Source organism: Pandoraea eparura (assembly GCF_902459725.1).
In the GTDB taxonomy this organism is placed as follows: Bacteria; Pseudomonadota; Gammaproteobacteria; order Burkholderiales; family Burkholderiaceae; genus Pandoraea; species Pandoraea eparura.
This window is the reverse complement of record NZ_CABPSH010000010.1, coordinates 25,602-50,825: the sequence shown is the minus strand read 5'-3', so window position 1 is coordinate 50,825 and position 25,224 is coordinate 25,602. Positions and strand designations below refer to the sequence as shown.

At 59.3% G+C, this 25,224-nt stretch carries 33 protein-coding genes and 2 tRNA genes; 22 read left to right on the top strand and 13 right to left on the bottom strand.

What is annotated here, in order from left to right:
* Positions 1-4 precede the first annotated feature (4 nt).
* The 3 genes from PEP31012_RS17960 to PEP31012_RS17955 all read right to left on the bottom strand — a co-directional run bounded on the left by PEP31012_RS17960 (position 5) and on the right by PEP31012_RS17955 (position 923).
* Positions 5-268 carry a helix-turn-helix domain-containing protein gene (locus tag PEP31012_RS17960; protein ID WP_174978291.1) on the bottom strand — a complete coding sequence of 88 codons (264 nt, stop codon included), beginning with the start codon at positions 266-268 and terminating at the stop codon, positions 5-7.
* Between the two features lie 10 nt (positions 269-278).
* A complete protein-coding gene (locus tag PEP31012_RS23715) occupies positions 279-527 on the bottom strand; it encodes a hypothetical protein (RefSeq protein ID WP_174978290.1) in 249 nt (82 codons plus the stop codon).
* 87 nt (positions 528-614) lie between these two features.
* Positions 615-923 carry a DNA-binding protein gene (locus PEP31012_RS17955; protein WP_150590664.1) on the bottom strand — a complete coding sequence of 103 codons (309 nt, stop codon included), beginning with the start codon at positions 921-923 and terminating at the stop codon, positions 615-617.
* A gap of 156 nt (positions 924-1,079) precedes the next feature.
* Between PEP31012_RS17955 and PEP31012_RS17950 the strand changes: the two genes are divergently transcribed.
* A complete protein-coding gene (locus PEP31012_RS17950) occupies positions 1,080-1,301 on the top strand; it encodes a zinc ribbon domain-containing protein (RefSeq protein WP_150590663.1) in 222 nt (73 codons plus the stop codon).
* Positions 1,302-1,360: 59 nt separating this feature from the next.
* Here the strand turns inward: PEP31012_RS17950 and PEP31012_RS24275 are convergent, their stop codons facing one another.
* Positions 1,361-1,714, bottom strand: a complete 354-nt coding sequence (locus tag PEP31012_RS24275) for a helix-turn-helix domain-containing protein (protein ID WP_150590662.1) — start codon at positions 1,712-1,714, stop codon at positions 1,361-1,363.
* 92 nt (positions 1,715-1,806) lie between these two features.
* Between PEP31012_RS24275 and PEP31012_RS17940 the strand changes: the two genes are divergently transcribed.
* The 4 genes from PEP31012_RS17940 to PEP31012_RS17920 all read left to right on the top strand — a co-directional run bounded on the left by PEP31012_RS17940 (position 1,807) and on the right by PEP31012_RS17920 (position 5,779).
* A complete protein-coding gene (locus PEP31012_RS17940) occupies positions 1,807-2,529 on the top strand; it encodes an XRE family transcriptional regulator (protein WP_246171364.1) in 723 nt (240 codons plus the stop codon).
* 149 nt (positions 2,530-2,678) lie between these two features.
* Complete coding sequence (locus tag PEP31012_RS17935) at positions 2,679-3,116, top strand: DUF2628 domain-containing protein (protein WP_150590661.1); 438 nt, start codon at positions 2,679-2,681, stop codon at positions 3,114-3,116.
* A 600-nt stretch (positions 3,117-3,716) separates the two neighbouring features.
* Positions 3,717-4,469 carry a hypothetical protein gene (locus PEP31012_RS17925; RefSeq protein WP_150590659.1) on the top strand — a complete coding sequence of 251 codons (753 nt, stop codon included), beginning with the start codon at positions 3,717-3,719 and terminating at the stop codon, positions 4,467-4,469.
* Between the two features lie 608 nt (positions 4,470-5,077).
* A complete protein-coding gene (locus tag PEP31012_RS17920; RefSeq protein WP_150590658.1) occupies positions 5,078-5,779 on the top strand; it encodes a hypothetical protein in 702 nt (233 codons plus the stop codon).
* Positions 5,780-5,838: 59 nt separating this feature from the next.
* On the opposite strand, the gene PEP31012_RS17915 is transcribed toward PEP31012_RS17920, so the two are convergent.
* On the bottom strand, positions 5,839-6,180 hold the full coding sequence (locus PEP31012_RS17915; protein WP_174978289.1) for a DUF6572 domain-containing protein: 342 nt from the start codon (positions 6,178-6,180) through the stop codon (positions 5,839-5,841).
* A gap of 136 nt (positions 6,181-6,316) precedes the next feature.
* Between PEP31012_RS17915 and PEP31012_RS17910 the strand changes: the two genes are divergently transcribed.
* From PEP31012_RS17910 to PEP31012_RS17900, 4 genes are all read left to right on the top strand, one after another.
* Positions 6,317-6,408: transfer RNA gene (locus PEP31012_RS17910), tRNA-Thr, on the top strand.
* Positions 6,409-7,118: 710 nt separating this feature from the next.
* Positions 7,119-7,268, top strand: a complete 150-nt coding sequence (locus PEP31012_RS23710; protein ID WP_023595569.1) for a hypothetical protein — start codon at positions 7,119-7,121, stop codon at positions 7,266-7,268.
* Between the two features lie 473 nt (positions 7,269-7,741).
* Complete coding sequence (locus tag PEP31012_RS17905; RefSeq protein WP_150590657.1) at positions 7,742-8,656, top strand: ParB/RepB/Spo0J family partition protein; 915 nt, start codon at positions 7,742-7,744, stop codon at positions 8,654-8,656.
* A gap of 1 nt (position 8,657) precedes the next feature.
* Positions 8,658-9,179 carry a hypothetical protein gene (locus tag PEP31012_RS17900; protein WP_150590656.1) on the top strand — a complete coding sequence of 174 codons (522 nt, stop codon included), beginning with the start codon at positions 8,658-8,660 and terminating at the stop codon, positions 9,177-9,179.
* A 27-nt stretch (positions 9,180-9,206) separates the two neighbouring features.
* On the opposite strand, the gene PEP31012_RS17895 is transcribed toward PEP31012_RS17900, so the two are convergent.
* Complete coding sequence (locus PEP31012_RS17895; protein WP_150590655.1) at positions 9,207-9,650, bottom strand: hypothetical protein; 444 nt, start codon at positions 9,648-9,650, stop codon at positions 9,207-9,209.
* Between the two features lie 35 nt (positions 9,651-9,685).
* On the opposite strand from PEP31012_RS17895, the gene PEP31012_RS17890 reads away from it, so the two are divergent.
* Together PEP31012_RS17890 and PEP31012_RS17885 are read left to right on the top strand one after the other, a co-directional pair.
* Entirely contained in the window at positions 9,686-10,117 is a 432-nt protein-coding gene (locus PEP31012_RS17890) for a LysM peptidoglycan-binding domain-containing protein (protein WP_150590654.1), read from the top strand.
* The gene (locus PEP31012_RS17885) at positions 10,114-10,329 is read left to right on the top strand and encodes a hypothetical protein (protein ID WP_150590653.1); all 216 of its coding nucleotides are present in this window, start codon (positions 10,114-10,116) and stop codon (positions 10,327-10,329) included. The genes PEP31012_RS17890 and PEP31012_RS17885 overlap by 4 nt, the downstream gene beginning before the upstream one ends.
* A 286-nt stretch (positions 10,330-10,615) precedes the next feature.
* Here PEP31012_RS17885 and PEP31012_RS17880 read toward each other — a convergent pair whose 3' ends face one another.
* From PEP31012_RS17880 to PEP31012_RS17870, 3 genes are all read right to left on the bottom strand, one after another.
* Entirely contained in the window at positions 10,616-10,855 is a 240-nt protein-coding gene (locus PEP31012_RS17880) for a hypothetical protein (RefSeq protein WP_150590652.1), read from the bottom strand.
* A 92-nt stretch (positions 10,856-10,947) separates the two neighbouring features.
* Complete coding sequence (locus PEP31012_RS17875; RefSeq protein ID WP_150590651.1) at positions 10,948-11,289, bottom strand: hypothetical protein; 342 nt, start codon at positions 11,287-11,289, stop codon at positions 10,948-10,950.
* Positions 11,290-11,398: 109 nt separating this feature from the next.
* A complete protein-coding gene (locus tag PEP31012_RS17870) occupies positions 11,399-12,028 on the bottom strand; it encodes a hypothetical protein (protein ID WP_150590650.1) in 630 nt (209 codons plus the stop codon).
* A 33-nt stretch (positions 12,029-12,061) separates the two neighbouring features.
* Between PEP31012_RS17870 and PEP31012_RS17865 the strand changes: the two genes are divergently transcribed.
* On the top strand, positions 12,062-12,553 hold the full coding sequence (locus PEP31012_RS17865) for a class I SAM-dependent methyltransferase (protein ID WP_150590649.1): 492 nt from the start codon (positions 12,062-12,064) through the stop codon (positions 12,551-12,553).
* 4 nt (positions 12,554-12,557) lie between these two features.
* Here the strand turns inward: PEP31012_RS17865 and PEP31012_RS23845 are convergent, their stop codons facing one another.
* Positions 12,558-13,022, bottom strand: coding sequence for a hypothetical protein (locus PEP31012_RS23845; protein WP_217427147.1), 465 nt, complete (start codon positions 13,020-13,022; stop codon positions 12,558-12,560).
* A gap of 73 nt (positions 13,023-13,095) precedes the next feature.
* Complete coding sequence (locus PEP31012_RS17860) at positions 13,096-13,383, bottom strand: TonB family protein (RefSeq protein WP_174978288.1); 288 nt, start codon at positions 13,381-13,383, stop codon at positions 13,096-13,098.
* A gap of 127 nt (positions 13,384-13,510) precedes the next feature.
* Between PEP31012_RS17860 and PEP31012_RS17855 the strand changes: the two genes are divergently transcribed.
* From PEP31012_RS17855 to PEP31012_RS17825, 7 genes are all read left to right on the top strand, one after another.
* On the top strand, positions 13,511-13,927 hold the full coding sequence (locus PEP31012_RS17855) for a hypothetical protein (RefSeq protein ID WP_150590647.1): 417 nt from the start codon (positions 13,511-13,513) through the stop codon (positions 13,925-13,927).
* Complete coding sequence (locus PEP31012_RS17850) at positions 13,920-15,353, top strand: hypothetical protein (protein ID WP_150590646.1); 1,434 nt, start codon at positions 13,920-13,922, stop codon at positions 15,351-15,353. The genes PEP31012_RS17855 and PEP31012_RS17850 overlap by 8 nt, the downstream gene beginning before the upstream one ends.
* A gap of 1 nt (position 15,354) precedes the next feature.
* Complete coding sequence (locus PEP31012_RS17845) at positions 15,355-15,666, top strand: hypothetical protein (protein WP_150590645.1); 312 nt, start codon at positions 15,355-15,357, stop codon at positions 15,664-15,666.
* 217 nt (positions 15,667-15,883) lie between these two features.
* A complete protein-coding gene (locus PEP31012_RS17840; protein WP_150590804.1) occupies positions 15,884-16,711 on the top strand; it encodes a DNA adenine methylase in 828 nt (275 codons plus the stop codon).
* A complete protein-coding gene (dcm, locus tag PEP31012_RS17835; protein WP_246171362.1) occupies positions 16,708-18,030 on the top strand; it encodes a DNA (cytosine-5-)-methyltransferase in 1,323 nt (440 codons plus the stop codon). The genes PEP31012_RS17840 and dcm overlap by 4 nt, the downstream gene beginning before the upstream one ends.
* Positions 18,031-18,102: 72 nt before the next feature.
* Positions 18,103-18,342 carry a DUF4224 domain-containing protein gene (locus tag PEP31012_RS17830; RefSeq protein ID WP_150590644.1) on the top strand — a complete coding sequence of 80 codons (240 nt, stop codon included), beginning with the start codon at positions 18,103-18,105 and terminating at the stop codon, positions 18,340-18,342.
* Positions 18,339-19,403: a tyrosine-type recombinase/integrase gene (locus tag PEP31012_RS17825; protein ID WP_150590643.1), complete on the top strand. Its 1,065-nt coding sequence runs from the start codon at positions 18,339-18,341 to the stop codon at positions 19,401-19,403. Before PEP31012_RS17830 ends, PEP31012_RS17825 begins: the two co-directional genes overlap by 4 nt.
* 112 nt (positions 19,404-19,515) lie before the next feature.
* On the opposite strand, the gene PEP31012_RS17820 is transcribed toward PEP31012_RS17825, so the two are convergent.
* Positions 19,516-19,592 (bottom strand) — tRNA-Pro (locus PEP31012_RS17820).
* Positions 19,593-19,769: 177 nt separating this feature from the next.
* Between PEP31012_RS17820 and PEP31012_RS17815 the strand changes: the two genes are divergently transcribed.
* Both PEP31012_RS17815 and PEP31012_RS17810 read left to right on the top strand, forming a co-directional pair.
* Positions 19,770-20,246: a SixA phosphatase family protein gene (locus tag PEP31012_RS17815; protein WP_150590802.1), complete on the top strand. Its 477-nt coding sequence runs from the start codon at positions 19,770-19,772 to the stop codon at positions 20,244-20,246.
* A 200-nt stretch (positions 20,247-20,446) separates the two neighbouring features.
* Positions 20,447-21,274, top strand: coding sequence for a GNAT family N-acetyltransferase (locus PEP31012_RS17810; protein WP_150590642.1), 828 nt, complete (start codon positions 20,447-20,449; stop codon positions 21,272-21,274).
* Between the two features lie 119 nt (positions 21,275-21,393).
* Here PEP31012_RS17810 and ppx read toward each other — a convergent pair whose 3' ends face one another.
* The gene (gene ppx / locus PEP31012_RS17805; protein WP_150590641.1) at positions 21,394-22,929 is read right to left on the bottom strand and encodes an exopolyphosphatase; all 1,536 of its coding nucleotides are present in this window, start codon (positions 22,927-22,929) and stop codon (positions 21,394-21,396) included.
* Positions 22,930-23,081: 152 nt separating this feature from the next.
* On the opposite strand from ppx, the gene ppk1 reads away from it, so the two are divergent.
* Positions 23,082-25,202, top strand: a complete 2,121-nt coding sequence (ppk1, locus tag PEP31012_RS17800) for a polyphosphate kinase 1 (protein ID WP_150590640.1) — start codon at positions 23,082-23,084, stop codon at positions 25,200-25,202.
* Positions 25,203-25,224 lie beyond the last annotated feature (22 nt).

Genomic DNA, 25,224 nt, shown 5'->3' with positions numbered 1-25,224 from the left:
GTGCTCACTGCTCACCCCCGACATTCACGCGGAACTGCGTCACGCCGCGGCGGATCGGCATTGTCACGATGTGCCCCGCAGCTTCCAACGACTTGATCGAATCGCGCACGGCGGACTCGGACATGCCGCAATCACGCGCCAGGCGACTGATCTTGGGCGACGACTCACCGGTCGACATAACTGCGTGGTGGCTCAGTGCAAGTAGCACGATCTTCTCTGTGTGGCGCAGCTCGACGCCCCACGCTTGATTAACTCGATGGAAACTCATCGCTCGCTCCTCAGTAATCGCACTGATTGGGGGCATTTCGAAACGGATACACATCGCTCACCAACTGGCCGCGCCGAGCGTCGGCAAATCGGCCACGAATGCGGCGAAGAGCTGACTCGAGTTCCGTCGACCACAATTCATGCGGCGCAGACCCGTAGGGATAGGGATTTTGCGGATCCGGACCACGTCCGGATTGCTTTTGGCATGCGGCCGAAAACGCCTGCCGCGCGATCAGGTCGCGAGATACGAAGATGTCCATTCTGGCCCGTATTTCTTGCCCGGAACCCTCACGGCGCCGAAGCGTTTTTTGATGTACTGCGACTGCCAACTGTTGACTGCCGTTGAATCAGGCAGCCCGCGGCATAACTTTCATTCGCCGCTCAAATCCACACTCGCCGCCGCCCTCACGCGCGCAGCGACAGCCGACGCCGGTTTCGGCCATCGACGCCAGCCCTTCCAGATAGCGCGGCGTTACCATCACGAAGCCCGTCAGGCTGATCACCTGGTCGATCTTGTCGATGGGAATGCCGTTTTGCCCCGAAAGAAAGCGCGAAACCTGCGATGCGTCCCAGTTCAGAACCTCCATCGCAGCTTTCCGCTCATCACCCGCAAGAAGAAGACGCAAGGCCTTCTCGATATTCGGCCGTTCAGCCATGTTCAACCTCCCTCAATCTAAGTTGCGTGCTGTTGCACGCCGAATTCCCTACGATGCAAGGCATGTTCAACACGCCCTGCGAGATAAAGATGAGCACTCACCGTCATGCGAGAATGGTGTTTCCACACAACCAGTTCACTCAATCTAGGAGTGCTCATGACCATCAACTTCGACAACGAGACCATCGAGATTCCTTGCAGCGGATGCGGCAAGAAATTTCAGGAGACGATCAGACGGATCAAAGGCGATCCGCGCCTCACCTGCAGCGCCTGCGGGACTGTCAATGCTGTGGATGCGGACCAGTTCAGAAAAGTCGAGCAAGCCATCAAGAAATCCATGGACGACCTCGGGAAAGCTTTGGGAAAGCTCGACAAGTGATTGAAGTGCGCTATCGAGTCGCTCCGACTCGACTCGCAAGCGAATCGTGTATTCGCCGTTCATCCGACACCCCCGGTCATCAGCGCCGCCCCGCAACTACTTGCTTCCGCCCCGACGCCCTCTTCCGTGGCGTCGAGGCTTCGTCGGGAACGTCGGAGAGTGAATGTGTGCCTCAACACCGCCCAGTTGACGCGAGGTCGCAACTGTTCGCATGTCACTTGCCCTTTAGTCAGGCGCTCGATGTCAGGGCAATAGTCCGCAGGGCAGCCGTTCGGGCTCTTCAGCCATTTCGCAACATGCGGTTGCTGAATGGTCGGATGCCATTCGCGGAGTGCCAGAGCAAGTGCAGACTGCCCTCCGACGATTTCGACGGCTTTGGCGAGAGCGAGTTGTTCGGGCGTTTTGGTTTCCATAACCCGATTATATAACTCAAGTTATGATTGTCAATAACCAAAGTTCTTTGACTGGGTATAAACGCGGTTATACCCTTCGTGGCATGGAAACGATGGCTACACGTGTGCGCGCGCGGCGCAAATATCTGGGTATCTCGCAAGGCTCGCTTGCTGAGATGGTGGGATGCTCTCAGCCAATGATCGCGAAGATAGAAAAAGGCGCTGAGACGGCACTCATAATTGAGCTCGCGCGCGCCCTACAGACAAGTCCAGAATATTTGCGGGGAGAGACTGACGATGAAGGACTCAGCGTCCCCGGCGCGCAAGTCTCAAATCCACTTCTTCCGGCGGATAAAGGAAATGTTCTGGTCTGGGAGACTCGAGACGAACTTCCAGATGATCCCGATAGAGTCTGGATAGATCGCTACGACTACCGGTTCTCGGCCGGTGACGGCACGGTTCAGTGGGAGGTCCGTGAGAAGCGCGCGCTGCCGTTCGACAAGGGGTTTTTCGTCAAGATTGGTTCGCGACCACAAGACTGCAAGCTATGTATCGTTCGGGGCGACAGCATGGAGCCCTATCTCTTCAATCGCGACATGATGATGGTCGACAGCGCTAAGACAAACATCCGAGATGGGCGCGTCTACGCCGTGATTTTCGAGGACGAATCGCTTGTCAAACAGGTGTTTAAGCAGGTCGGCGGCAGCCTGGTGCTGCATTCATACAACTCGTCAAAGTATCCAGACAAGGAGATCCCAGCAGACAAGCTGGAGTATCTTAAGATAGCTGGCGAAGTCATTTATCGTTCAGGCTCGGGGCCTGCGGGCGGAAACTAGCGCACATGGAAGGTCGTCGTTTCTGTGACGTTGCGCCTCTGAAGTTGGAGACGGCCATTTTTCACGAGTGAAACCGATGATTGGACGGATATGGCCGCACGTACTGATAGTACGCGAGATGAGCCACCCAAATAAACAGGGAAAACACAATGTCGCAACGGTTCAGGAATCCAGCCAACGGCTATACCGAAGAAGTCGACTATAACGCGTGCTTCGAGGTGTTTTTTCTGGGCCCGCTGTATTTGGCCGCCAAGGGGCTGTGGGGGCACGTATTCATCTGGCTCGCAGTCGTTATGCCCCTTGGAATCGTCTCAGGAGGCTTTCTTTTTCTCGCTACCATTCCTGTTGCGTCCATCTGTTACGCCTTTTCCATCCAGGGTATCTTGCAAAAAAAATATCTCAGCAAAGGATGGGTTATTGAGGAAGATGAAAAGCGCCGGCGAGACCCATGGGCCTCAAAAAGCGCCGCAGAGCCAACCCTTTCAGCCCTGACAAAGCTGTGTCCGTTCTGCGCCGAGGAAATCAAGGTCGAAGCCATTCGCTGCAAGCATTGTCAGGCTGATCTGAGCGCAAAACCTACCGCATAAAGCAAAGCTGCGCCGCGCAATCAATTGCCACTGGTATATTGCACCGCCCGAACGCTAAAAAGGCGCACGCTGAACATGTAAGGGCCACCATCTAGCGAGGGGAAATCGATTGACTCCGAAGGAGCTTGTTGCGCACAAAGCCGCACCAAAGGTGTTGGACGAAATTCCCACGTTCAAGCCGATGAAGCGAGGTAAGTGGCCAAAGCCATTTCACAAAATGGGCTCAGCACGGACGCATGCCACCGATTTCGTTGCCGTGTCGGATACGCACGCCGTAGTCTTCCTTTGGAGAGACGGAGAGGCTCTTACCGATACCTCGTTTTATGGATATCTCATGTGCGCAATGGCAAACGGCGCGCACAGCCCGGTTTTTGAGTTTCATTGGCACCCTAGCCACAAGGGTTTCCATTGCAAAGTGCCCTGCGAAACGACGCTAGACTACCGAAACAGGCTCCTTGTGGGCGCTCCTGAGCTTGCTTTGAATACAAATCCGAAGCTTGACCCACGCAGTGACTCGGATAGACTAGTATTGATCGTGGAGTTTTGTGACGCCTGTGGCATTTCTCTCTCAAGCAAGAACAATCATCAGCAGCCTGACATATGGAACTCGTGACCGACCTGAAGCGGGCTATCTGCGCGCTTTTTGAGGTGCACGCCGACGAAAGCGGCATGCAGCGGGTCGTTACACCCCTAGAGTACTCTGGCTCCGGAGACCGTATTGTTGTCCGCGTACGACCACGCGATAACGGTTTCTTGATTGATGAGAACGGCGAGGCTGCATTTTTCGCGACGATGGCGGGCGGCGATACTGACTCTGGTGCTTTATCGCGATGGGCCGAAGATCTAGCTGCCTTTGGTCCAGCCAAGCTCGGCGACGACGAGGTGATTTCTGCTTTTGCGTCCGATGTCCGGCTGGTAGCCCCGTATGTCTTCCGTGTAGCTGAGGCGGCTCAGCAACTACACGCGATCGCGACCTCTCGCGCTGAGCGCCAAGTTAGTGATTTTAAGCAGCGCGTTGCCGATGTTGTAAATGGCGTCGCGCGCGGCCTCGGCCTTCGTTATCAATCTGACGTCGAGTTACCAATATCCGGTGGCCTGATAGCCGATCATCTTATTGAGCACGATGCACCGCTTATTGTCATCGCCGCAACCTCGGCCACGCGACTATTAGAGGCGGAAGTGATTCACATGCAGTACCGCATGGAGAAAAAGCCTGGATTTGTGCTTGCTGTTGTTGAAAACCAAATGATTGTCGGTAAGAAGCAATTCGAGCGTGCAAACTACTACACGGGCAAAACAGTGACATATAGCGCTCATGATCTAGGGTCTTTGATCTCTACACAACTGCAGTAGGTCCCGCCCCGCTGTAACGCTACCTGCAGAAACCCGCTTCGGCGGGTTTTGTCATTCTGGGACGCCTGTAATCCCCTGCGGCGTACTCCTCCCGCCACCTCCTCCTGACCGACCTCGTTTGGCTCAGAATGCCGCCCTGATTTTTGCTCATTCGCCGCTGCGGAGGCGTCTACTCAATGACAACATAGGCAATTTTTGCTATCGCCACCACAGCACAATAGACAAAATATAACCAAAATAATAACTTTGGTATTGACCTTAAAATAACCGTAGTTATAATTCATTCCAACGCAGCACACATCGCTGCCCGCCCGACCTCTCGGGTGCTCTCTAAAAACTCAGTTACCGATAGAACACGCCAATGGCGTTCGCATTCTCTGCGAGCGCGGCTAGGCGCAGGGCGGAACCCTCTACCCCTGACCAAAGACCTGAGGCTATCCAAGCGCCGCCTGGCTGCTCACGTGGCTATAGAACGTCGCTTGGATTGAAGAGATGCAGCGCCGCCGTGAGCCGGCTCAGCCGGGAGTAGCACGGGGCTCTGCATCCGCACGATGTATCTGAGGCGGCTTTCTTCCGAGAGCCGCGCCATATACACGAGGAGAGAAACCATGAATGACATGCAGCAGGCCGTGAACGCCGCTTTCGCAAACGTGATCGCCTCCGGCGCGATTGAAAAGGCAATTCAGGAACGCGTCACCAAGACGGTCAATGACTTGATCAACGACCAGATTTCGGCGCACTCGGACTTCGGGCGGCAACTTCGCGACCATGTGAAAGCTGCGCTTCAGGTCGATTTCAGTCACCTCGGCATCCCCGGCTACAACGATTTCTTGCTCAAGATCATTCGCGGCCAGGTTGAGGCCCAATTGAATTCGTCCGTTGGCAAGCACGTTGAGACGCAGATGACCCAGTTGCTCGCGCCGGCGCCTGCACAGATCAAGCTCTCGGAACTGGTCGCACAGTTCATCAAGGACAATGACGAGAGTCACTACGGATGCTCTTGCGACGGGCCGGAACAGATCACCTTGGTGGTCGAGGGAAGTGAAATCCCCCGCGGATACCACCGGGTCTACCTCGACAAGGAAGAGGGAAAGTCGAAGTATCAATGCAAAGTGCAACTTGCCCTCACCGACGAAGGCGAGGTGTACAGCATCACGATAGACGAGGAAGAGGTGAAGAAGTCACTTTTCGTCGGCCCTCTGTACGGATTCGATCTGCGGATTTTCCAGATGCATGCGGCCGGAACCAAGATCATTGTCGACGGCAACGAGCACACGATTGACACGCACTACCCCAACCGAGAGTACTGAACTCCCCGGCGAGGGAACGCCCCCGATGATGCAGGCGTGACGGCCGCCAGAGTGCGGCACTACGCTGCGTCGTCGGCGTATCCAGCGCCCGAGGAAATCTGAACTAATTCCGCCCCATACGTTTCCACAACAGCCCTAGCGTGCGCGATGAACGATTCGGCATCGGTGTTGGGCCTGAATCTCGACATGAGGCTGATTCTGATACGCCGCCCCTTCGCGCCTGGGTACACCGAGTAGATTTCACCCGACTCAATAAAGCCGAGATAGGCGTTTAGCTTTTCTTCCAGCAGTTTCAGGTGTGCTTGATCCCACGGCAGCGCATCTAGGATTGTGAGAATGACGGAGCCCGTGTCCTTGCATAGACCAATTGCATCGATCGTTGTGCTGTCCGCAACCGCCATAAGCGTGCCCCGTCGTCATTGTGATTTTTCGCGAGCATAGCACCTTCAAGTGAGCAGATCCGCGTCGGCGCGGCGACGTTAAATAGCCCGTATCCCATTTTTCCAGATCTGATCAGGATCTAGGGTCTGCTCTCTTGAGGGTGTAGCTCAGCGGTTAGAGCGTTCGAGCGAGGCACTGATTGCCTCGTAGCAGCTTGATGCGCGCCGGTTCGAATCCGGCCACCCTCTTCATCTCCCTCAGCTAGCGCGCACCTTTCGACTCGCGCGCCCTTCCATAGGATAGACACATGGCAGCGACCAAAAAGGCGCTGGAGATCCAGCTCGCCAAAACGAAAGTGATAGAGGAAATTCAAGGCGTCCGCGCGCAAATCTACTCAGCCTGTGGACGCGTTCCCGGATGGATTGCAACGGCCGATGCTACGAAGTCCGCCGAATGGCGAGACCGAGCCGAATCGGAGTTGGCGCGCGTTTCAAACTTCCCGGGCGTGAGTGGGGGGGGGCAACAGCTTGAACAAGCTGCACGACATCCTAGCTCGCGATCGTAACGCGCTCGGACTTCTGCTCTAACGATGCCAATTCTCCTGATTTTGCTGCCGCTCCTCTGGGCGCGAGCGGCGGCTTATCCGCGCCCAGGGCAAGCGCTGCCCCGGCGTATCCGACGAACCCGTAACCACGCCGTGCCGATTGACTACGGCTAGGTGATCGGGCGCCCAATTTGATCCTCGCAGTGCCGAGGCGTTAGAGCCGGACGAAACGCGGCACGGGACCAAAGTTGCCCGATGGTTGGAGGAGCGCCCGCCCTCCCAGTACCAGATGACGGCGCACACGACTGACTGCTAGTAGAGCGAGCCTGACCGCTCACAGGCCCATGGCGGACATGGTTAAAGCCGTAGCCCCGGTGTTCTGTCGGGGCTTTCCCACCTCTCTGGAGGATTCCCGTGAAGCACTTCATAGTGACGGTCTATACGGCCGGTGGCCGCTATCGCGGCAGTGGTATCGCGCGCTCATCCTTTGAACTCGAGCAGGCCGCCGCCGAACAGTTTGGGGCCGAGGCGCGGCGCATCGTTGTGAGGCCAGCGCATGCTTGATCGATTCCTTGTTTCGACCATCAACGGCGCCGACCGGTGGATTCGTCGGCACAAGGTGGCAGCTTGGGCTATCTGGGGCGTGCTGTTCCTCTCCTGCCTCTATGTGAGGTGGAAGTCCGGCGTATGAGCAATGCCCCAAACAGGGCAGCAGCGAAACGAGCGTGGGAGGCACTGCGGCCACTTGTGAATAGGCGGCGAACTCACAGTACGCGTCCCGCCCTGCCTGGCTCATCTCGGCACCACGAAGAGATTGAAGCAAAGCATGAGCTGCTCGAAGCGCTCGCCACGCACTCGCCTACCCTGCTCGCCGCTCTCGCCTTCTACATCAAGACCGATGCTCAGCGCCGAAGCGACGTTGAAGAGAACGCCGCTCGCTGGGAGCACATGGAAACCCACTACCCATACGGCGGGCACCCTTCTAAGGGATTCCGAGAACACATCCGTACCGCCGTCGACCGCGAACGAGGAAACAAATGACCGCTGCCCCATCCTTCAAGCAGAAGATCAACGAAAAGGAAATCCGGCGCGCGGATGCAATGAAGATCCGATACGAGGATATCCACGTCGAACTCGGCTTCAATCTTCGCGCGTCGCTCGACCTTCTCGAAGGCGAAGCGCTCGAAGCTGCAAACGAGGATGACGAAAGCCTGTTTCGCCACATCATGGCGGGCGGCCAGTATCCCGCGCTCGAAGTACGGCCGCGCGCCGACGGCGGCGTCTGGCTTGTTGATGGTCATCGCCGCTACGCCGCCATCGGCCGTGCCGACGCAGAGGGAGCGCCGCTGCGCGACAAATATGGCGAGTTGATGATCCGTATCGATGCCTTTGATGGCAATGACTCGGATCGCACCCTGCGGATTCTGTCGAGTAACAAGAATCGGCAGCTACACCCGCTCGAAAAGGCATTCGGCTACCAGCGCCTTGCTCGCTTTGGATGGGACAACCCACGAATCGCGGAAGCCGACCACGTCTCTCCGCAATGGGTCGGCAAGATGCTCATGCTCGCCGGAGCAAACTCGGACGTCCATCGCCTAGTGTTCGCCGGCAAGGCGTCGGCTTCGGTCGCGGCCGATGCGGTACGACAGCACGGCGAGCAGGCTGGCGCATTCCTTTCGGGTGAGCTTGAAAAAGCCTCTGCGGGCGGAAAGAAGAAAGTCACCGCCGGCTCGATCAAAGGCAAGTTCTACCCCCGCAAGGCTGTGACGACTTACGTCGAGCGCATTGGCACTTTCGTCTCCGCTCTGCCCGACGCTGATCGACAGGCAATCGCCAGCAGCGAAACTGACTTTCCCGTGACTGTCAGCGCAAGAGCACTGCGCGAGTTGCTGGCCGCCCATTCCGATATCAGCGCCGCCAGCGCACCAACCACGCCTACCGCCGGAGCCTGATATGCGAATCTGGATGCCCAGGATTGTCGCGCGGGCGATCATCGCCTACGCCCAGCGCACGCCCTACTTCGACCTTCACGGCTACATGCGTCGCTGGTGGGTCAAGAAGCCGCGTGGGCACGACGCCAGCGCCGCCGAAGACGGCCGACGCGACACGTCGTGGGGTGCGCGAGTACATAACACCCTTCGGAGCGATGCCGGTCGCGATCTGCACGATCACCCTTGGTGGAACGTCTCGATTGTCCTGCGCGGCGGCTACTGGGAAATCATGCCCACTGAGCAGGAGCAGCCCGCCAAGTGGGACTCTCGCCCTGAAACCATGCTCCTGCGGGGATATCGCCGCGTCTGGCGTGGGCCCGGTTCAATTGTCTTCCGGCGTGCGACCGACCGACACCGCCTCGAAATCCCCGACGGCGGCGAAGCCTGGTCCCTTTTCATCATGGGGCCGTGGCAGCGCAACTGGGGATTTCATACGCCTCGGCGGTGGGTTCCGTGGCGCGAGTATGTCAGGCAAGAGGCCTAAGAGGCGAACGTCCTCAACTCAGCGCCTTCAGTCCTTCGGCGGCGTGACTTTGATTTCGTCTTCTTGGCTGATACCCGCGAATTGCGAACGTTCAGCGAAATCGAACGCGGCTCGCTTAGACGGGAAACCCGCGCTCGGCCCAAAGATTCGAAAACGACGCTCAATTTCAGAATTGTTTAGAACCCTTTCCAGCATGAAGGCGGGGTAATACGCAGCCCCGAATTCGGCGACCTGGCGAAAGACTTCCCACTCCTGCTTGAGGTCGTTCTCGCCGAGAGTTTCTCCGCATGTAACCGCAATCTTCGACGGATCAACGCCGAAAAACTGCGCAAGCGAATGGGCCTCCGCCTCTCGGCGCGAGCCACAGTCAATTACTTGCTGCCACGGATCTTCCTGACTCCGACGGATGCTCCCGACAAACCCGCCATTTACGGGCCGCACGTGGACGTAACCATCAAATTTGCTTGCCATCGATCTAGTCTCCTTTGCATTTTAGGAATCCTACCATGTCGCCCTACGAACCCCGCCCCGAAGGGCTGAATACCGATCCTGCGCCGCCTTCTGTGGTGGAGACGCTTAAGCCACGCACCTACACCACGAAACCGGCTGAATCCGTAATGGGCATCGCGTTGCGACAGTGTGGGAACGAGGACGCGTGGCGCCAGATTCTGGCGTGGAATCCGCGCTTTGAATTTCTTGCCTCGTCCGATTACTTCCCCGTTGGAACAGTCCTTGTTATGCCGCCACACGTGCGTGCCGCAGAGCCGCCGAAGATGGGCGGGGATGAGCAGGAAGCGTATCGCGCTGACATGATTGCGGCTGGGGCGAAAGACCTAGGCAACGGTACGTGGGAGTTGGATGGCGGCGACTTCCTATTCCAACTCTGGAGGCACGCCCGCGCCGCGCTGTCGGCGGATGGCGGGGAGGCGGCGAAATGAGCACCCCGAAGATCACTCCCGAGAGTGCCCACGCGTATCTCGCAGACGCATCCAACTTCTGGCCGAACGACGAGTTGTGCTACGTGTGCGGCGACGAGTTCGACTCTCTGGCAGTAGAGGCCGATGGGAAGATTTTCTGTCGGAACAAATGTTGCCGGGGCTATCTGCGCATCGCCGCCATTGCCGCCAAGGCGAAGGGGGATGCGTCGTGAAAAAAGAAATGCGCACGCCCTGCTCGGCCTTCCAACTCGGCGAGGGGCTTTGCAAGTTCGGTTTCCCTCAAACGGGGAAAGGGTCATCAATCTGCCGAGGAGAGCCGCGTATGACTTGCGGCAAGTGGACAGACGAAGCTCCCATGTGTCAGCGCGACGACAATCTGCCACCCCATCTGTTCGACGAGAACGGCCTCGCGAAGCATACGGAGTATCAACTGGCTCAGATACGCGCCGCCTCGCAGGCAGCGGAGGAACGGAAATCGTGAGAATGGCTATTTGGACATCAAGCTGGGCTATGCCCTTGGACGCCAGCCGACGCGATGTTGAGGACATAGTCCAATGCTTCTTCCTCAGACATGCCGCCCTTAAGCAAGGCTTCGATGCTGACATGCTTAGGCGGATGTAGTCCGCCAGCCATACTTGGGGGCGGCTGGATAGCGATCGATGCCTCAGGCTTCCCTGTTACCAGCGTTACGGCAATCTGATGGCCATGCACAACACTTCGTCTGTTGGGGGCAGTCATGATCGTTTCCTTGGGAGATATCGAGGAATCCTAGCATGGCCCGCCAACGATGCCAGGGGCATGATGCTGCGGTGTTTTCAAAGCTCCAAGCGTCAATTTCGCGCGGCAGAGGCGGTGCTTGCCGCTGAAGGCATTTTTTGCCCCGGGATGCTCGTGGGAATCGACGAAGCAATCGCCTTAACTTGCGTGTTCGATAGCACAACGGGTTTGACCTCTCGTTTTAGCCCGTCGAGCCAACCGAGACTGAGTGCCGTGTTAAGTAGTACGCCGACGGCCGCCGCTATGCCTGCGACCATTGTCCAAAAAGCCGAACGTTTAGCTGCCTTCGCTGCATTGGCGGATTCCCTGGCCGAAGCTGCGGCCGCCTCCTCCGTTGCGCTTGCAATGCGCTCAAGCTGTGCGTCCCCTGGTGTCATACCGAAGTATTCAGGCATAGCCGTCTCCATAAACTCACAGAATCCTAGCATGAGCCATGCACGAGGATGGGCTATGAAGGGTGGGCGATAGATTCAAGCGCGCAGAGCGAGATTCGGCGGTAAGAAGCTATCTCATTCGCGTATCAGTCGCATCTCTGAACACGACTTCGATGTTACGCAGTGCTTGCTCTATTTTTGAAATAGCCATCGTTCTGACGACGTAGACATCGTGTTCGCCAAGCGTATCGACGTAGCTCTCAAGAAGCCGCCTAATTGACGGAAATAGACCTACAACGCCCGCAATGTATCCCCCTCTTCCGCCCGGCAAGCTTGCGAGTTTGATGAGCATTTCATGTGGGATCGTCAGCGCCAAATCTGAAGAAACACGCTTTGCAACTTGATAGGACTCACGGGAGCGCTTTGCGCGATCCGTATCACGTACGAAAGCCGAAAGTACTTCTCGGAGATCGTCGCCCTTTACGCGCAGCTCATCGCTGACAAGACCCCAGGCAATTATCGCCTCAGACTCTTTGGCCTCATGTCGCCACCGAGCGTCTCGCAACGCGATTCCGACTGCTGCCACCACCGCGCCAACAGTTCCGATTGCAGTTGCCATATCGACCCAGTCTTTTGTTTGACCAACGATCAATGTCTTCCACGGCCAGATGTAAGCGACAACTACCCCGAGCAGCATGCCCAACGCGACAAGCAACACCGCACGTCCATCGACGATGACCGATTTACTAACCTTGTTCATTTAGCGCCCCGGATTTTTTTGAGGAATCCTAGCATGACCGCAAAACAAATCCTCGACCCGTGCTGCGGCAGTCGCATGTTCTGGTTCGATCCACGCAACCAAGGCGTGCTATTCGGCGACATCCGCGACGAGGAACATATGCTGTGCGACGGGCGCGCGTTGAATATCAAGCCCGACGTGCAGATGGATTTCCGCGATATACCGTTTGACGACGGCAGCTTCCGGCTCGTCGTGTTCGATCCGCCACACCTACGCCGAGCGGGTCACGTGAGTTGGCTTCGCGCCAAGTACGGGATTCTGTCTGACGACTGGCAGGAAGACCTGCGGCGCGGTTTCGCCGAGTGCTTCCGTGTCCTCGACCACGAGGGAATCCTGATCTTCAAATGGAACGAAGTGCAGATCAAGGTCAGCGAGATTCTCGCGCTGACTCCGCACGAACCGCTCTTTGGCCATAAATCAGGAAAGCGCGCCGACACACACTGGATCTGCTTTATGAAGCGCGTCGACGGCGCTAAGGGGGCGTGACGTTTCAAAATTCGTCGCGCCGCATCAAGTGCCGAGGAAGTCGAAAGGTCGATGCGTGCATGAGTCCAGGCAAGACGCCGTAAAGCTCATTCGCGAGATCGTATAGCTCGGCAGAGTTTGCCACAGCATCAGGCATGTTCCGTCGCCCCGAACGGCGCACCAATGTCCCAGCGGGCCCATTGGCGTACAACCGGCCATGTAGGAACACGTTACGTCGCTCAAGCAAATCAACGACTGCATCTAACAATGCAGGAAGGTAATCCAATTCCGCGCTGAATGGCGTCGCATTGAGGAGTCGACGAAGTGTTCGGGCCTTCTCTCTGGCTGTGAGCCGCCGCAGACGTTCTTCCGCTCCCCCACGCTGAATGAATTGCTCCAGGCAGGCGTCAATAGCTTCTTCGACATATGCCGCCTGCAAAGCGACTTGGCCCAACCCTCGCACCACATCACCGTCATCCTCAAATGGCATATCTCCCCCGTATTTTCGAGGAATCCTAGCATGAGCCCACACGCAATTTCACTTATCTAGTACGGACTTATGTTTACTGAAAATCGAAGGTCATTGGCATCGACACCGCGAATCGCTGCACCGGAGACGCGTCGCCTTTGACCTCGCATCGAACGGTTTTAGCCGACGCAAGCGCCACAGCGTCCAGCCGAGAAAATCCTGAAGATTTCTCGACTTTCGCATCGACCACACCTTCCGAGGCGCTAACTACTAGGAGAATTTTGACCACCCCACGCTCCCCCGCGTCGGCCCACTCTCTCGGGTAAATCGGCTTTGGGGTTTGACAAAAGACAGTCGCCAACTTGTCGTCGTCCAGCTTCACCGTGTCCGCTCTCAGCCAACCTGTCCGACAGCCACCCAGAGACGTAACGACAACCGCCAGAACCCCGATTCTTCTTGACCACTTATCCACGTGATTTCTCCTTTTTGTTTAGGAGGGCAATCCTAGCATGAGCCCCTACGAACCCCGCCCCGAAGGGCTGAATACCCAGCCAGCGCCGCCGTCTGTGGTCGCGACGCTCAAGCCGGCCACGATGAAAATGGCCCGCGCAAGCGACGCGGATCTCGACGCCGCTCAGAAGGTCGCCAGCATCATCGAGGAGTTGCACAAGGGCTATATGCCGGCGACCGACGACGATGACGATGACGATTTCACCTGGTTCGATCGAGATGATCCTGAGCAATGCCAGAAGGTGTTGGGTGTGCTGCTCGACGCTACCGAGAAGACCAGTCTCTTTCGCGTGACTTTCGGCATGGCAGTCATTCTCGACCCGCGCAACAAGCTGCTCGATCCCAACGCCGACACCCTCGAAATGCACCCCGAACTGAGAGCTGCCCTCGCCAGTAAGGAGAACCAGAATGTCTGACCTCAAGACCGTGACGTTTGATGCGAGCCAGTGGCAACTGGTGCCGAAGGTGCCGACCGAGAACATGGTGACCGCCGGTTTCGAGTCGTCCCCCGACAAATTTTTCAGCGAGCCCCATGACTGGGAAGCGTTCGAGAACATGTCGGGCTGCCAGCAGGCCGCGCACAAGGCCAAGCTCTGCTACCGAGCAATGCTTGAACATGCCCCCACGCCAGCCGCACAGAGCGCAGCAACGCTAAGCGATTGGCAATGGATCGAACTGGCAAACCGTCATGTCGCGAGCGATTGGGGCTGTGATAAGCCTGACGGGTTTCTTAATGCCGTGAAGGCGCTGTGCGTTGACTTTGCCGCACAGAGCGCAGGGCAAGAGGCGGTGGCGCGAGTCATCGAGCGGCTAGTTCTTCCCGAAGGAAGTGAGACGACAGAGAGCCGTCAAACGGTGCAGTTTCTACGGGATGTCCCAACCGGAACGCAACTCTACGCCGCGCCCGTGAATGGCGGTGAGCGCGAAATCGAGGCAGCGCAAACCGAGGCATACCGTAAAGGCGTGGCAGACGGCCGCCTCGAAGCGGAACAACGGTTGCGCGCCGCAGATGCGCAGCAGGTGGGCGGGGAGATAGATCTTGATACGTTGAAGCGCGCGGCACTCGCCGCAACGCCGCAGGACATCGATACCGCGCAGATCGTCCGCGACAAGGACGGAAGCCGCTACATCGATTGCCCCATCTGCTGCGGCGAGGGGTCCGTCATGCTCGAAGGCGACTACTGCAACTACGATGGCAAGGCCATCGGCGTGCAGTTCTATGGCATCGGCAACGAATTCGGTGCAGCGGAGGCATATTTCCGCGTCGCTAACCCTGCCGCAATCCTGTCCCTTGTCGAAAGACTGGAGCGCGCGGAGGCCGCCCTCACGTCTCCCGCGAAGGTGGGCGGGGATGAGCGGCTTACCGATGCCGCCATCAAGGTAATCGCTGACCGCTACTCGTCGTTCGTCTCGGTAGGCGTCTATGACGAAACGCGATACGACTGCACCGAGGATTTCTACAACTTCTGCCGCGAACTGATCCGCGCCGCGCTGTCGGTGAATGGCGGGGAGCGCAGGGATGCGGAGCAGGTGGGCGGGGATGGGCGGGAGGCGTTTGAGGCGTGGTGCAAGCGCGAATTTCCGGGTCTAGAGGTTCGTGTCCAGAATCTTTTGGGCACGTACACAAAGGCAATTACCGAATGGTTGCATACCGGCTGGCAAGCCCACGCCGCGCTGTCGGCGGATGGCGGGAAGCGCAAGGATGCGGAGCGGTATCGGCTATTGCGCGACGGCTCTCAACACTGGTGCGAGAACAGCCGCGCTGATGCCATCGAGGGCGTATTCGGCGAAGAACTAGATCGCCTCGTCGATGCCATTGCCGCCAAGGCGAAGGGGGAGTGACATGGAACGCACCAAGCGAGAAATGGACTTGATGAGTCAGGTCGCCGACTTGAGGCAAAAATTACGGCGCGCGGAGATAGCTTTAGCTGACGAGCGGGTACGCGCGTGCGGCGTGAAAGTCGGTGATATCGTCACGCATAAAGGTGAGCCGTATCGCGTATGTTCAGTGAAACCGATGGGCTTTGCCGTGTGGGTAAAGGGCAATCCGAGGAAGAAAAATGGCGAGTTTGGCAATTCCGTTCGCGCTCTTTACGGCGATTGGATGTTGTTACTTGCCGCCTCTCAGGCAGCGAACAAGGGAGGTGAAGCGTGATCGCCCGCATCGCCAAAGCGCGTGGCGGCCAGCGATGCTGGTTTGATCGCGGCCGGATCGGCAAGAGTCGTCGCTATCACGTCTTTGGGCTGTCGCGCATTGTGTGGCGTGAGGGATCGTGTTGGCGTCTCGTCATCGGCCCATTGTGCATCGCCTTCGGGTATCGGGACTGCAAAGGGACTGCCTCGCAGGCAGCGGAGGAGCGGAAATCGTGAGTATGCCAACTCGCCCCATCATGCGATACCACGGCGGAAAATGGCGCTTGGCCGACTGGATCATCGCTCAGTTTCCTCAGCACAAAGTCTACGTAGAGCCGTTCGGCGGTGCCGCGTCCGTCCTCATGCAGAAGCCGCGCAGCCACGGCGAGGTCTACAACGACCTCGACGGCGACATGGTCAACGTCATGCAGGTCATTCAAAACTCGTGGTCGCGTGATGCCCTAGCAGAAGCGCTCACGTTCACACCATACGCGCGCGCCGAGTTCGAAAAGGCGTGGGAGTTTACCGACGAGCCGATCGAGCGCGCGCGACGCACGTTCATCCGCGCAGAGATGGGCTTCGGCTCAGCCGGTGCCACGAAGGGCACTACGGGCTTTCGCATCGATACCAAGCGCAACTACGGGACAGCGATGCAGGTATGGTCTCGCGTTCCCGAGGGTCTTCGCGCGTTTGGACTTCGGCTGCAGGGCGTGCTCATCGAAAACCGACCAGCCCTGCAGGTGATGCGCGATCACGATACGCCGCACACTCTCTTTTATGTCGACCCTCCCTATGTACACGACACCCGCAAGATGGGCTCAGCGTGCTACCGACACGAGATGAACGACGAGCAGCACATCGAAATGCTCGACACGTTGCTCGAGCTGGACGGGATGGTAATTCTGAGCGGCTATCCGCATCCGGCCTATGACCGGCGTCTTACGGGCTGGCGCCGCGTTGAGACGAAGGCGCGCATGGCCGCCGGGCGTGGCACCGGAACCCGCACCGAAGTGCTATGGATCTCGCCCAAAGTGCCGCAATCGGGACTGTTGCTGGAGGAAGCATGAGACAGAACGAGATCATTCTGGGCGACTGCGGACCGCTGAGGTATCTGTCCGTGTGCTCGGGCATCGAAGCTGCGACGTGCGCATGGCATCCGCTCGGCTGGCAGCCGTGGGCGTTCTCGGAGATCGAGCGCTTCCCCGCCGCCGTGCTCGCGCACCACTATCCCCACGTGCCCAACCTGGGCGACATGACCAAATTCAAGGACTGGCCCGATGCAACTATCGATCTTCTCGTCGGCGGAACCCCTTGCCAGTCCTTCAGCGTCGCAGGACTCAGAAAGGGGCTGGCAGATCCGCGTGGCAACCTCATGCTCACCTATCTTGCCATTGCTCGCCGCTACGCTCCCCGCTGGCTGGTCTGGGAAAACGTCCCCGGCGTACTGTCATCGAACAAAGGCCGGGATTTTGGCACCTTCCTCGGGGGCCTGGCAGAACTCGGGTATGGGTTCGCCTACCGCGTTCTTGACGCTCAGTACGTCAGAGTGGAATCACACTCTCGCGCCGTCCCTCAGCGACGACGGCGTGTGTTCGTTGTCGGATATCTTGGAGACTGGCGACGTGCCGCAGCGGTACTTTTTGAGCGCGAAAGCATGCTCGGGTATCTTGCGCCGCGCCGCGAAGCGGGGCAAAGAACTGCCCCTACCCTTAGCGCGCGCACTCGCGGCGGTGGCGGCCTCGGAACCGATTTCGACTGCGACGGCGGACTAATTCCCGAAGTCGGCCGCGCACTCACCACGAGTAATCAGAGAATCGATGCGGAGACGGAGACGTTGCTCGTTGCTCATGCCATTCAAGCAGGCGCGCTGCGCGTGAACCCGTCTAGTGGCCCCGATGGCGTTGGCGTTCAAGCGAATGTGGCGTACACGCTGGAGGCGCGAGCCGAGGTCCAAGCGATCGCATTTGACACCACTCAGATTACGAGCCCGGAGAATGGCAGCAATCCTCAACCGGGTGGCCCATGTCACCCGCTGTCCGCGTCCGCTCATCCTCCGGCCATCGCCTTCGACTGCAAGGCGAGCGGCCGGAACGGGTTCGCCGTAGGCGACATCGCCGCGACTCAGCGGTCGATGGGCCATGCCAACAGCCACACAAACGGCGGCGGCCATCAGGCAGTCATGGTCGGCTCGGCAGTTCGCCGACTCACGCCGCGCGAGTGCGAGCGCCTTCAGGGTTATGAGGACGATTACACGCTCCTGCCAGGAAAAGCCCCGGATGGCCCGCGTTACAAAGCCCTCGGCAACAGCATGGCCGTGAACGTGATGCGATGGATCGGCGAGCGAATCCAGAGCGTCGAGAACATGGAAATCGGGAAGGCAGCATGACCATCCACCCGGCCACGGCCGAAGCACTGGAAGAGATTCTGCGGGTGACCGCGAAAGATTGGGGAGTAGAAAATGGACAGCCGATTGATCAGTGACGACGATCTGGTCCAGATCACAGGCAAGAAGCGATGCTCGACTCAGGCTGCATGGTTCAAGCGCGAGTTCGGCGTCGATGTAGTGAAACGCGCGAACGGGCATATCATCATGACATGGGCGACTTTTGAGGCACTCAGCGCCAAAAAGGCAGGCGTGCTTCCGTCATCAGCGCCGCCGGCGCGGCCGGCGCTCCACTCGGTGAGGCGAGCAGCATGAACGCACGACGCAGACAGACGCCTGACGGGCTGCCGAGCCGAGTCTATGTAAAGCACGGCAGCTACTACTGGTTCAAGCCAGGCACAAACCGCTGGGTGAAACTATGCCGCGTCAGCGACGGCGAGACGGCGATGTTAGAGCGCCTGACCGCCGAGAAGCGAAAAGCAGAGTCGGCGACGGGGTCGGGCAACATCCCCGCCCTCGTCGATGACTATGTCGACTTGCACAAGCGGAAGCACAAGGAAAAGGCGTGGCCGCACTACGCAGAGTACGTCAAATCCTCGTTCCGCGACGTCGACGTTGATCAAGTCGATCCGGCCTATGTGGTCGAATTCCTGACGACCAACTGGGACGGAAAGCTTCACATGCAGCGCGTGATGCGCGCCTTCCTGTCTGGCTTCTTCGCCTGGTGCATCATCAAGCGGCACATGTCGGTCAATCCATGCCGAGAAGTGAAGCTGAAGAAACCGAAAGCGCGGGACGTGTACATTCCTGACGGGCACTTCATCGCGATCCGAAACGCCCTGGCGAAGGAGAAAAGCGGCAGGGACGTGCGGAGCGGGGAGATGATGCAGTGCTTCGTGGATCTCTGTTATCTCACGATGCAGCGGTCGACCGACGTGCGCAATCTGCAGTGGATGCACGTGGATCGTGAGGCGAAGGTAATTCACTTCCAGCCGTCAAAAACGGAAGACTCGACCGGTGAAGCGGTGGACTGGCCAATCACCCCGGAAATTGATGCCGTTTTGGAGCGAGCGCGGACCTTCGGGAAGGTGAAGGGTAAGCATGTCATCCACTCGCTCAGCGGGAAGCCGTATGGCGCCACAGCAGTACGGAGTGCTTGGGACAGGGCTTGCGAGAGAGCGGGGCTTGGTGAGTCGGTCTACACGGTCAAGGACATCCGCGCGAAGGCGCTGACCGATGCCGAGCGCGCCGGGTACACGATGGAGCAGCTTCGGGTGGCGGCAGCACACTCAGACGTCAAGACGACCGAGATCTACCTGAAGTCTCGGCTGACACCGACGAGCGTCGTACGAATGAATATGCCGAAAGCTGGATAAAAACCCAGCACTGTATGACTACTGGATATTAGACGCAGTTAGACGGAATATTAGACAAACGAAAAACGCCCCGATGGGGCGCTCCGTAACTGCTTGTACTGCAAGGATTTTCTGGTCGGAGCGATAGGATTCGAACCTACGACCCTCTGATCCCAAATCAGATGCGCTACCAGGCTGCGCTACGCTCCGACGAAGAGCACGCATTCTAGTGGGTTCGGCGCGCCGCGTCAAATCGGCGCGCGTTTCGCCGGCATTTCTCCTTCGACGGCTGGCACAATAGTCGTCTCGCAGCGGCCCGCCGACGGTCATGCCGTCGCCACGAAACCCCGTCATAGTGGGAGGTTCACCATGTCCGAACCTGTGTCGATGAACCTGATTCTCTGGCGTCACGCCGACGCCGAAAACCTGCCGGCTTCCCTCGCCCTCAACGCGCAAGCCGATCTGGCGCGCGAACTCACCGACCGCGGACACAAACAGGCCGAGAAGGCCGCCCAATGGCTTCGCCCCCGCCTGCCGGACCACACGCTCATCCTGTCAAGCCCCGCGGTGCGGGCGGTCCAGACCGCCCAGGCGCTCACCCCCACGCCGCGTATCGTGCGCGATCTGGCACCCGGCGCGAACGCCATGACGCTGCTCGGGGCCATCGACTGGCCCGGCAATGTCCAGACAGTCGTGCTCGTCGGTCACCAACCCGCCCTCGGCCAACTCGCCGCCCTGCTGCTGACCGGCCAGGAAGCGTACTGGACCATCAAGAAGGCCGGCATCTGGTGGCTCGCGTCACGCCGCCGCGAAAACGAGAGCCAAGTGGTCGTGCGCGCCGTCATCAATCCCGACCTGCTTTGACTCGCACGCTTCGACGACGTGCGCGGCAACGCAATCCGCCCCGCCGTTACCGGTGAATTGACCAGCGAAAGGCTCGCAAATTGATCTCTGACATCATGACACCGGAGGTTTTGTCATAGAATTGTCATCCACCGTTCACGGATTCGACATTGATGCTTTTTAAAGTACGTCGCAACGCGACCGTCAAAAAAAGGGCCTTTATGCGCGACCTGCCGAACCCCACCATGCCGCTCTCTTCGTTGACCCCTACGTCGCGGAGGCATCTTCCTCGCCCTGAAACGCCTGTCAAACCGAATCTGGGTGTGGCGTGGGCACGCGACGAAAGCGAGCTTCGCGAAGCCCAGCGTCTGAGATACCACGTCTTTGCCGAAGAAATGGGTGCGTCGGTCAAAGGCCCCGCAGGCCTGGATGTCGACGAGTACGACCAATACTGCGACCACTTGATCGTGCGCGATCAGGACACGCTCAAGGTTGTTGGCACCTATCGCGTACTTCCCCCGGATCAGGCCAAGCGCCTCGGCCGTCTGTACTCCGAAGGGGAATTCGATCTCTCGCGACTCGACCACCTGCGCCCCAAGATGCTCGAGACCGGCCGCTCATGCGTACATTCGGACTACCGTAACGGCGCCGTCATCATGGCGCTCTGGAGCGGCCTGGCCGAGTACATGCTGCGCAACGGCCTGGAGACGATGCTCGGTTGTGCCAGCGTGCCCATGGCCGACGGTGGCCACTACGCCGCCAGCCTCTATCGCAAGCTGCAAGGCACTGCCATGGCCCCGGCCGAGTATCACGCCGTGCCGCGCATCGCGTTGCCGGTGGGCGAGCTGCAATCGACGCTGGAGGTCGAACCGCCCGCCCTCGTCAAGGGATACCTGCGCCTTGGCGCCCGCATTTGCGGCGCCCCGGCCTGGGACCCCGACTTCAATACCGCCGACTTTCTCACCCTGTTCCGTCTGGCCGACATCAACCCGCGCTACGCGCGCCATTTCCTCGGCCCGGAACTCGTGAACAAGCTCAAACAGGCCTGACAGGCGCCTTTCCCCGCGCGCCGCCCACTCCCGCTACAGCACAAAAAAGCCCGGCAGATGCCGGGCTTCGTCATTTTCCGCGTCCGCGTGCCACGAACCGGTGTGCATCAGGCGTCAGGTCAGGCGTACACGACCTTGTAGCGCATGCCGATCTTCTCCCACTCCTGCGCCTCGCGCTGCAGGCTGTAGTCGGTCAACGGATTGACGTCGATCCATGCACGCGGCACCGACACCACGAAGCCGTCGCCAAGACGCTGGACGTCGATGCTGTCCGGCAACGCATCGGTGCGACGGCGACAGAACAACACCGCCAGACGCAGGCAGAACAGCAATTGCCAATCGACCTGCTGCACCTGCGACGCCAGCTTGCCCAGCTTGCCGACGTGCCCGAGCAACAACTCGGCCAGGCGCGCCTGATCGGGCCGCGAAAACCCCGGCATATCCGCATTGCTGCCGATATACGCCGAATGCTTGTGGTACGCGCTGTGCGAGATCGACAACCCCATCTCGTGGAGCGATGACGCCCAGTTCAGCAACGCCTCGCCCTCCTCGCGCCCCTCGTCCAGGACCTGCGCCGCGACGTCGTCCTCGGCGGCCTCGACCGGCAACTGACGATACAGCCGGATCGCCAGACGCCCCACACGCTCTGCCTGGGCTCGGTCCACGCCGTAACGGCGCACGAACTGCTCGACGGTGACCGCCCGCATATCCTGATGCTGCGTGCGCCCCAGCAAGTCGTACATCACCCCGAGCCGCAGCGCCGCGTCGGTCGTCTCCATGTGATCGACTTCAAGCTCATTGAAGACCGACAACATGATGGACAGTCCCCCCGGCAGCACCGGAATTCGATCCTGCTTGAGCCCGGCAAGCTTGAGACGGTTGGCATTCTCGGCCTTGATGAGCGCCCGCTTGAGACGCTCGAGACCACCGCGCGTGAGACCATGCACACCGCCGTCGTTGAAGCCGTTGGCCTCGAGCAATTCGGCCAGCGCACGTGCCGTCCCCGACGAGCCGATCGCCTGCGACCAGGCGGCATCACGATAGGTCGCCGAAATGATCTGAATCTCGCGGCGGGCGGCCAATTCGGCCTGCTTCATCGCGTATTCATCGACGTTGCCGCTGGGAAAGAACTGCCGGCTATGACTCACGCAGCCGATATACAGACTCTCCATGATGAGCGGCTCGTAATCCTGCCCGATGATGAATTCAGTGGAGCCGCCGCCAATATCCACGACAAGCCGGTTACCCTGACACGTTGGCACCGAATGCGCGGCGCCCGCATAAATCAGACGCGCCTCTTCCCGCCCGGCAATCACTTCGATGGGAAACCCGAGCGCATGCTGCGCCTCGCCAAGAAAGTCCTCAGCGTTCTTGGCCACACGCAGCGTGTTCGTGGCCACCGCACGGACCTTGTCAGGATGAAATCCGCGCAATCGCTCGCCGAAGCGCTTGAGCACGTCCCAACCGCGTTGCTGCGACGGATGATCGAGGTACTTCTCGGCGTTCAGACCCGCCGCCAGGCGAACCGGCTCGCGCAGTGCGTCGACCTGATAGATCTGCGTCCCGGCGGACGTTTCCTCCACGCGGCCGATGATCAGGCGAAAACTGTTCGAGCCGAGATCGACGGCCGCTAGCAAGGGCGAGGGAGTACTCATGTCGGAATGCGCCTGAGCGAAAAGTGCCGGAGTGGACGACGAATCACACGAAAAGCATGACGCGCACTCGACAAATAAATGACGAATACGCTACAAATCCAATATGACACGTCGTTGACAAATGTGAACGTCATATAACTGTAACAATACGGATGAAGAATTCACGCCAATCCCATGTCTTTCGCACGTTCACTATGAATTATCCGCTGCTCAACCGCGAGCTGGGCATCCTGGCGTTCAACGAACGCGTGCTTGCCCAGGCGGCGGATCCGGCAACGCCGCTGCTCGAACGCCTTCGCTTCGTCTGTATCGTGAGTAGCAATCTGGATGAATTCTTCGAAATCCGCGTCGCCGGACTGAAGGAGCAAATGCGCGAAAATCCGGGCATGCTCACGCCCGACGGCATGACGTTCCAGCAAGTTTACACGCAAGTCTGTGCCCGGGCACAGGCGCTGGTGGAAAAGCAGTACGCGATGTTCGACAGCCTGCTGCCGCGCCTCGAAGCCGAAGGCATCGCATTTCACCCGTCAGGCCAGTGGAACGACGCCCAGGTCGAATGGGCCCGCGACTACTTCCTGCGCGAACTCGTGCCGGTGCTCACCCCGATCGGGCTCGATCCCGCACACCCGTTCCCGCGCGTGCTAAACAAAAGCCTGAACTTCGCCGTCGAACTCGAAGGCAAGGACGCCTTCGGCCGCGACGCCGAACTCGCCATCGTCCAGGCCCCGCGCGCCCTGCCCCGGCTGGTTCCGATGCCACCGGCGCTCGCCCCGTTGCCCAACAGCTTTGTGCTGCTCAGCTCGCTCATGCTGCGCTTTGCCAGCGAACTGTTTCCCGGACTCACGGCCAAGGGCTGTCACCAGTTTCGCGTCACGCGCAACAGCGATCTGTTCGTCGACGAGGATGAAATTACCAACCTGCGCACCGCGCTGCAGGGCGAACTCCCGGCCCGCCATCTCGGCGACGCTGTACGCCTCGAAGTCGATGCGGGTACGCCAGCGCGCCTCGTGCGGCGCCTGCAGACGGAGTGCGGCCTGAGCGACTCGGACTGCTACCGTGTCAAAGGCCCCGTCAACCTCGTGCGTCTGATGCCCCTGCCCGAGATGGTCGACCGCCCGGATCTCAAGTTCGCGCCGTTCGTGCCGGCGCTGCCCAAGCGCATGAGCGCGTCGCCCGCGATGTTCGACCTCATCGACCAGGGCGACCTGCTGCTGCATCACCCGTATGACAGCTTCCAGCCCGTGCTGGAGCTGCTGCTGCAAGCCGCACGCGACCCCGACGTGGTCGCCATCAAGCAGACAATCTATCGTACCGGCAACGAATCCTCGCTGATGGACGCGCTGATGGAAGCCGCCCGCAACGGCAAGGAAGTCACGGTCGTGGTGGAGTTGCTCGCACGCTTCGACGAAGAGACCAACATCAACTGGGCAGCACAGCTCGAAGCGGTCGGCGCCCACGTGGTCTACGGTGTGGTCGGCCACAAGTGTCATGCGAAGATGTTGCTCGTGGTGCGTCGTGCGCACCAGGGCAAGAAGTCGTTCCTCAAGCGCTACGTCCACCTCGGCACCGGCAACTATCACCCGCGCACGGCCCGTCTTTACACGGACTTCGGTCTGATGAGCGCCGACGAGGCGCTGTGCGCCGATGTCCACGTCGTCTTCCAGCAACTGACCGGCATTGGTCGTCAAACCCCGTTGCAGCGGCTGTGGCAGTCGCCGTTCACGATGCACACGCATCTGCTCGAGGCGATCCGCCGTGAAACGGAAGCGGCCGCTGCCGGCAAGAAAGCCCGCATCATCGCGAAAATGAACGCGCTGCTCGAACCGACGATCATCGCCGAGCTGTACAAGGCGTCGCGCGCCGGCGTGAAAATCGATCTGATCGTACGCGGCGTGTGCTCGCTGCGCGCCGGGGTGCCGGGCCTGTCAGAGAACATCACCGTGCGCTCGATTGTCGGGCGTTTTCTTGAACACCATCGCATCTACTACTTCTATGCGAATGGCGACGAGAAGGTCATGCTCTCGAGCGCCGACTGGATGGAGCGCAACTTCTTCCGCCGCGTGGAAGTGGCGTTCCCCGTACAGGACAGGCGCCTGAAAGCCCGCGTGATTCGCGAAGGGCTCATGATCCACCTGCGTGACAACACTGCCGCTTGGCTGATGCGTCCGGACGGCAGCTATGTGCGTCGCAAGCCGGGCAAAACGCCGTTCAACAGCCAGATGGCGCTGATGCAGGAGATCGCACAGCACGTGCAGACCGGTACGCGCGACTGACCGACAGGCGCTCGCCCGCGCG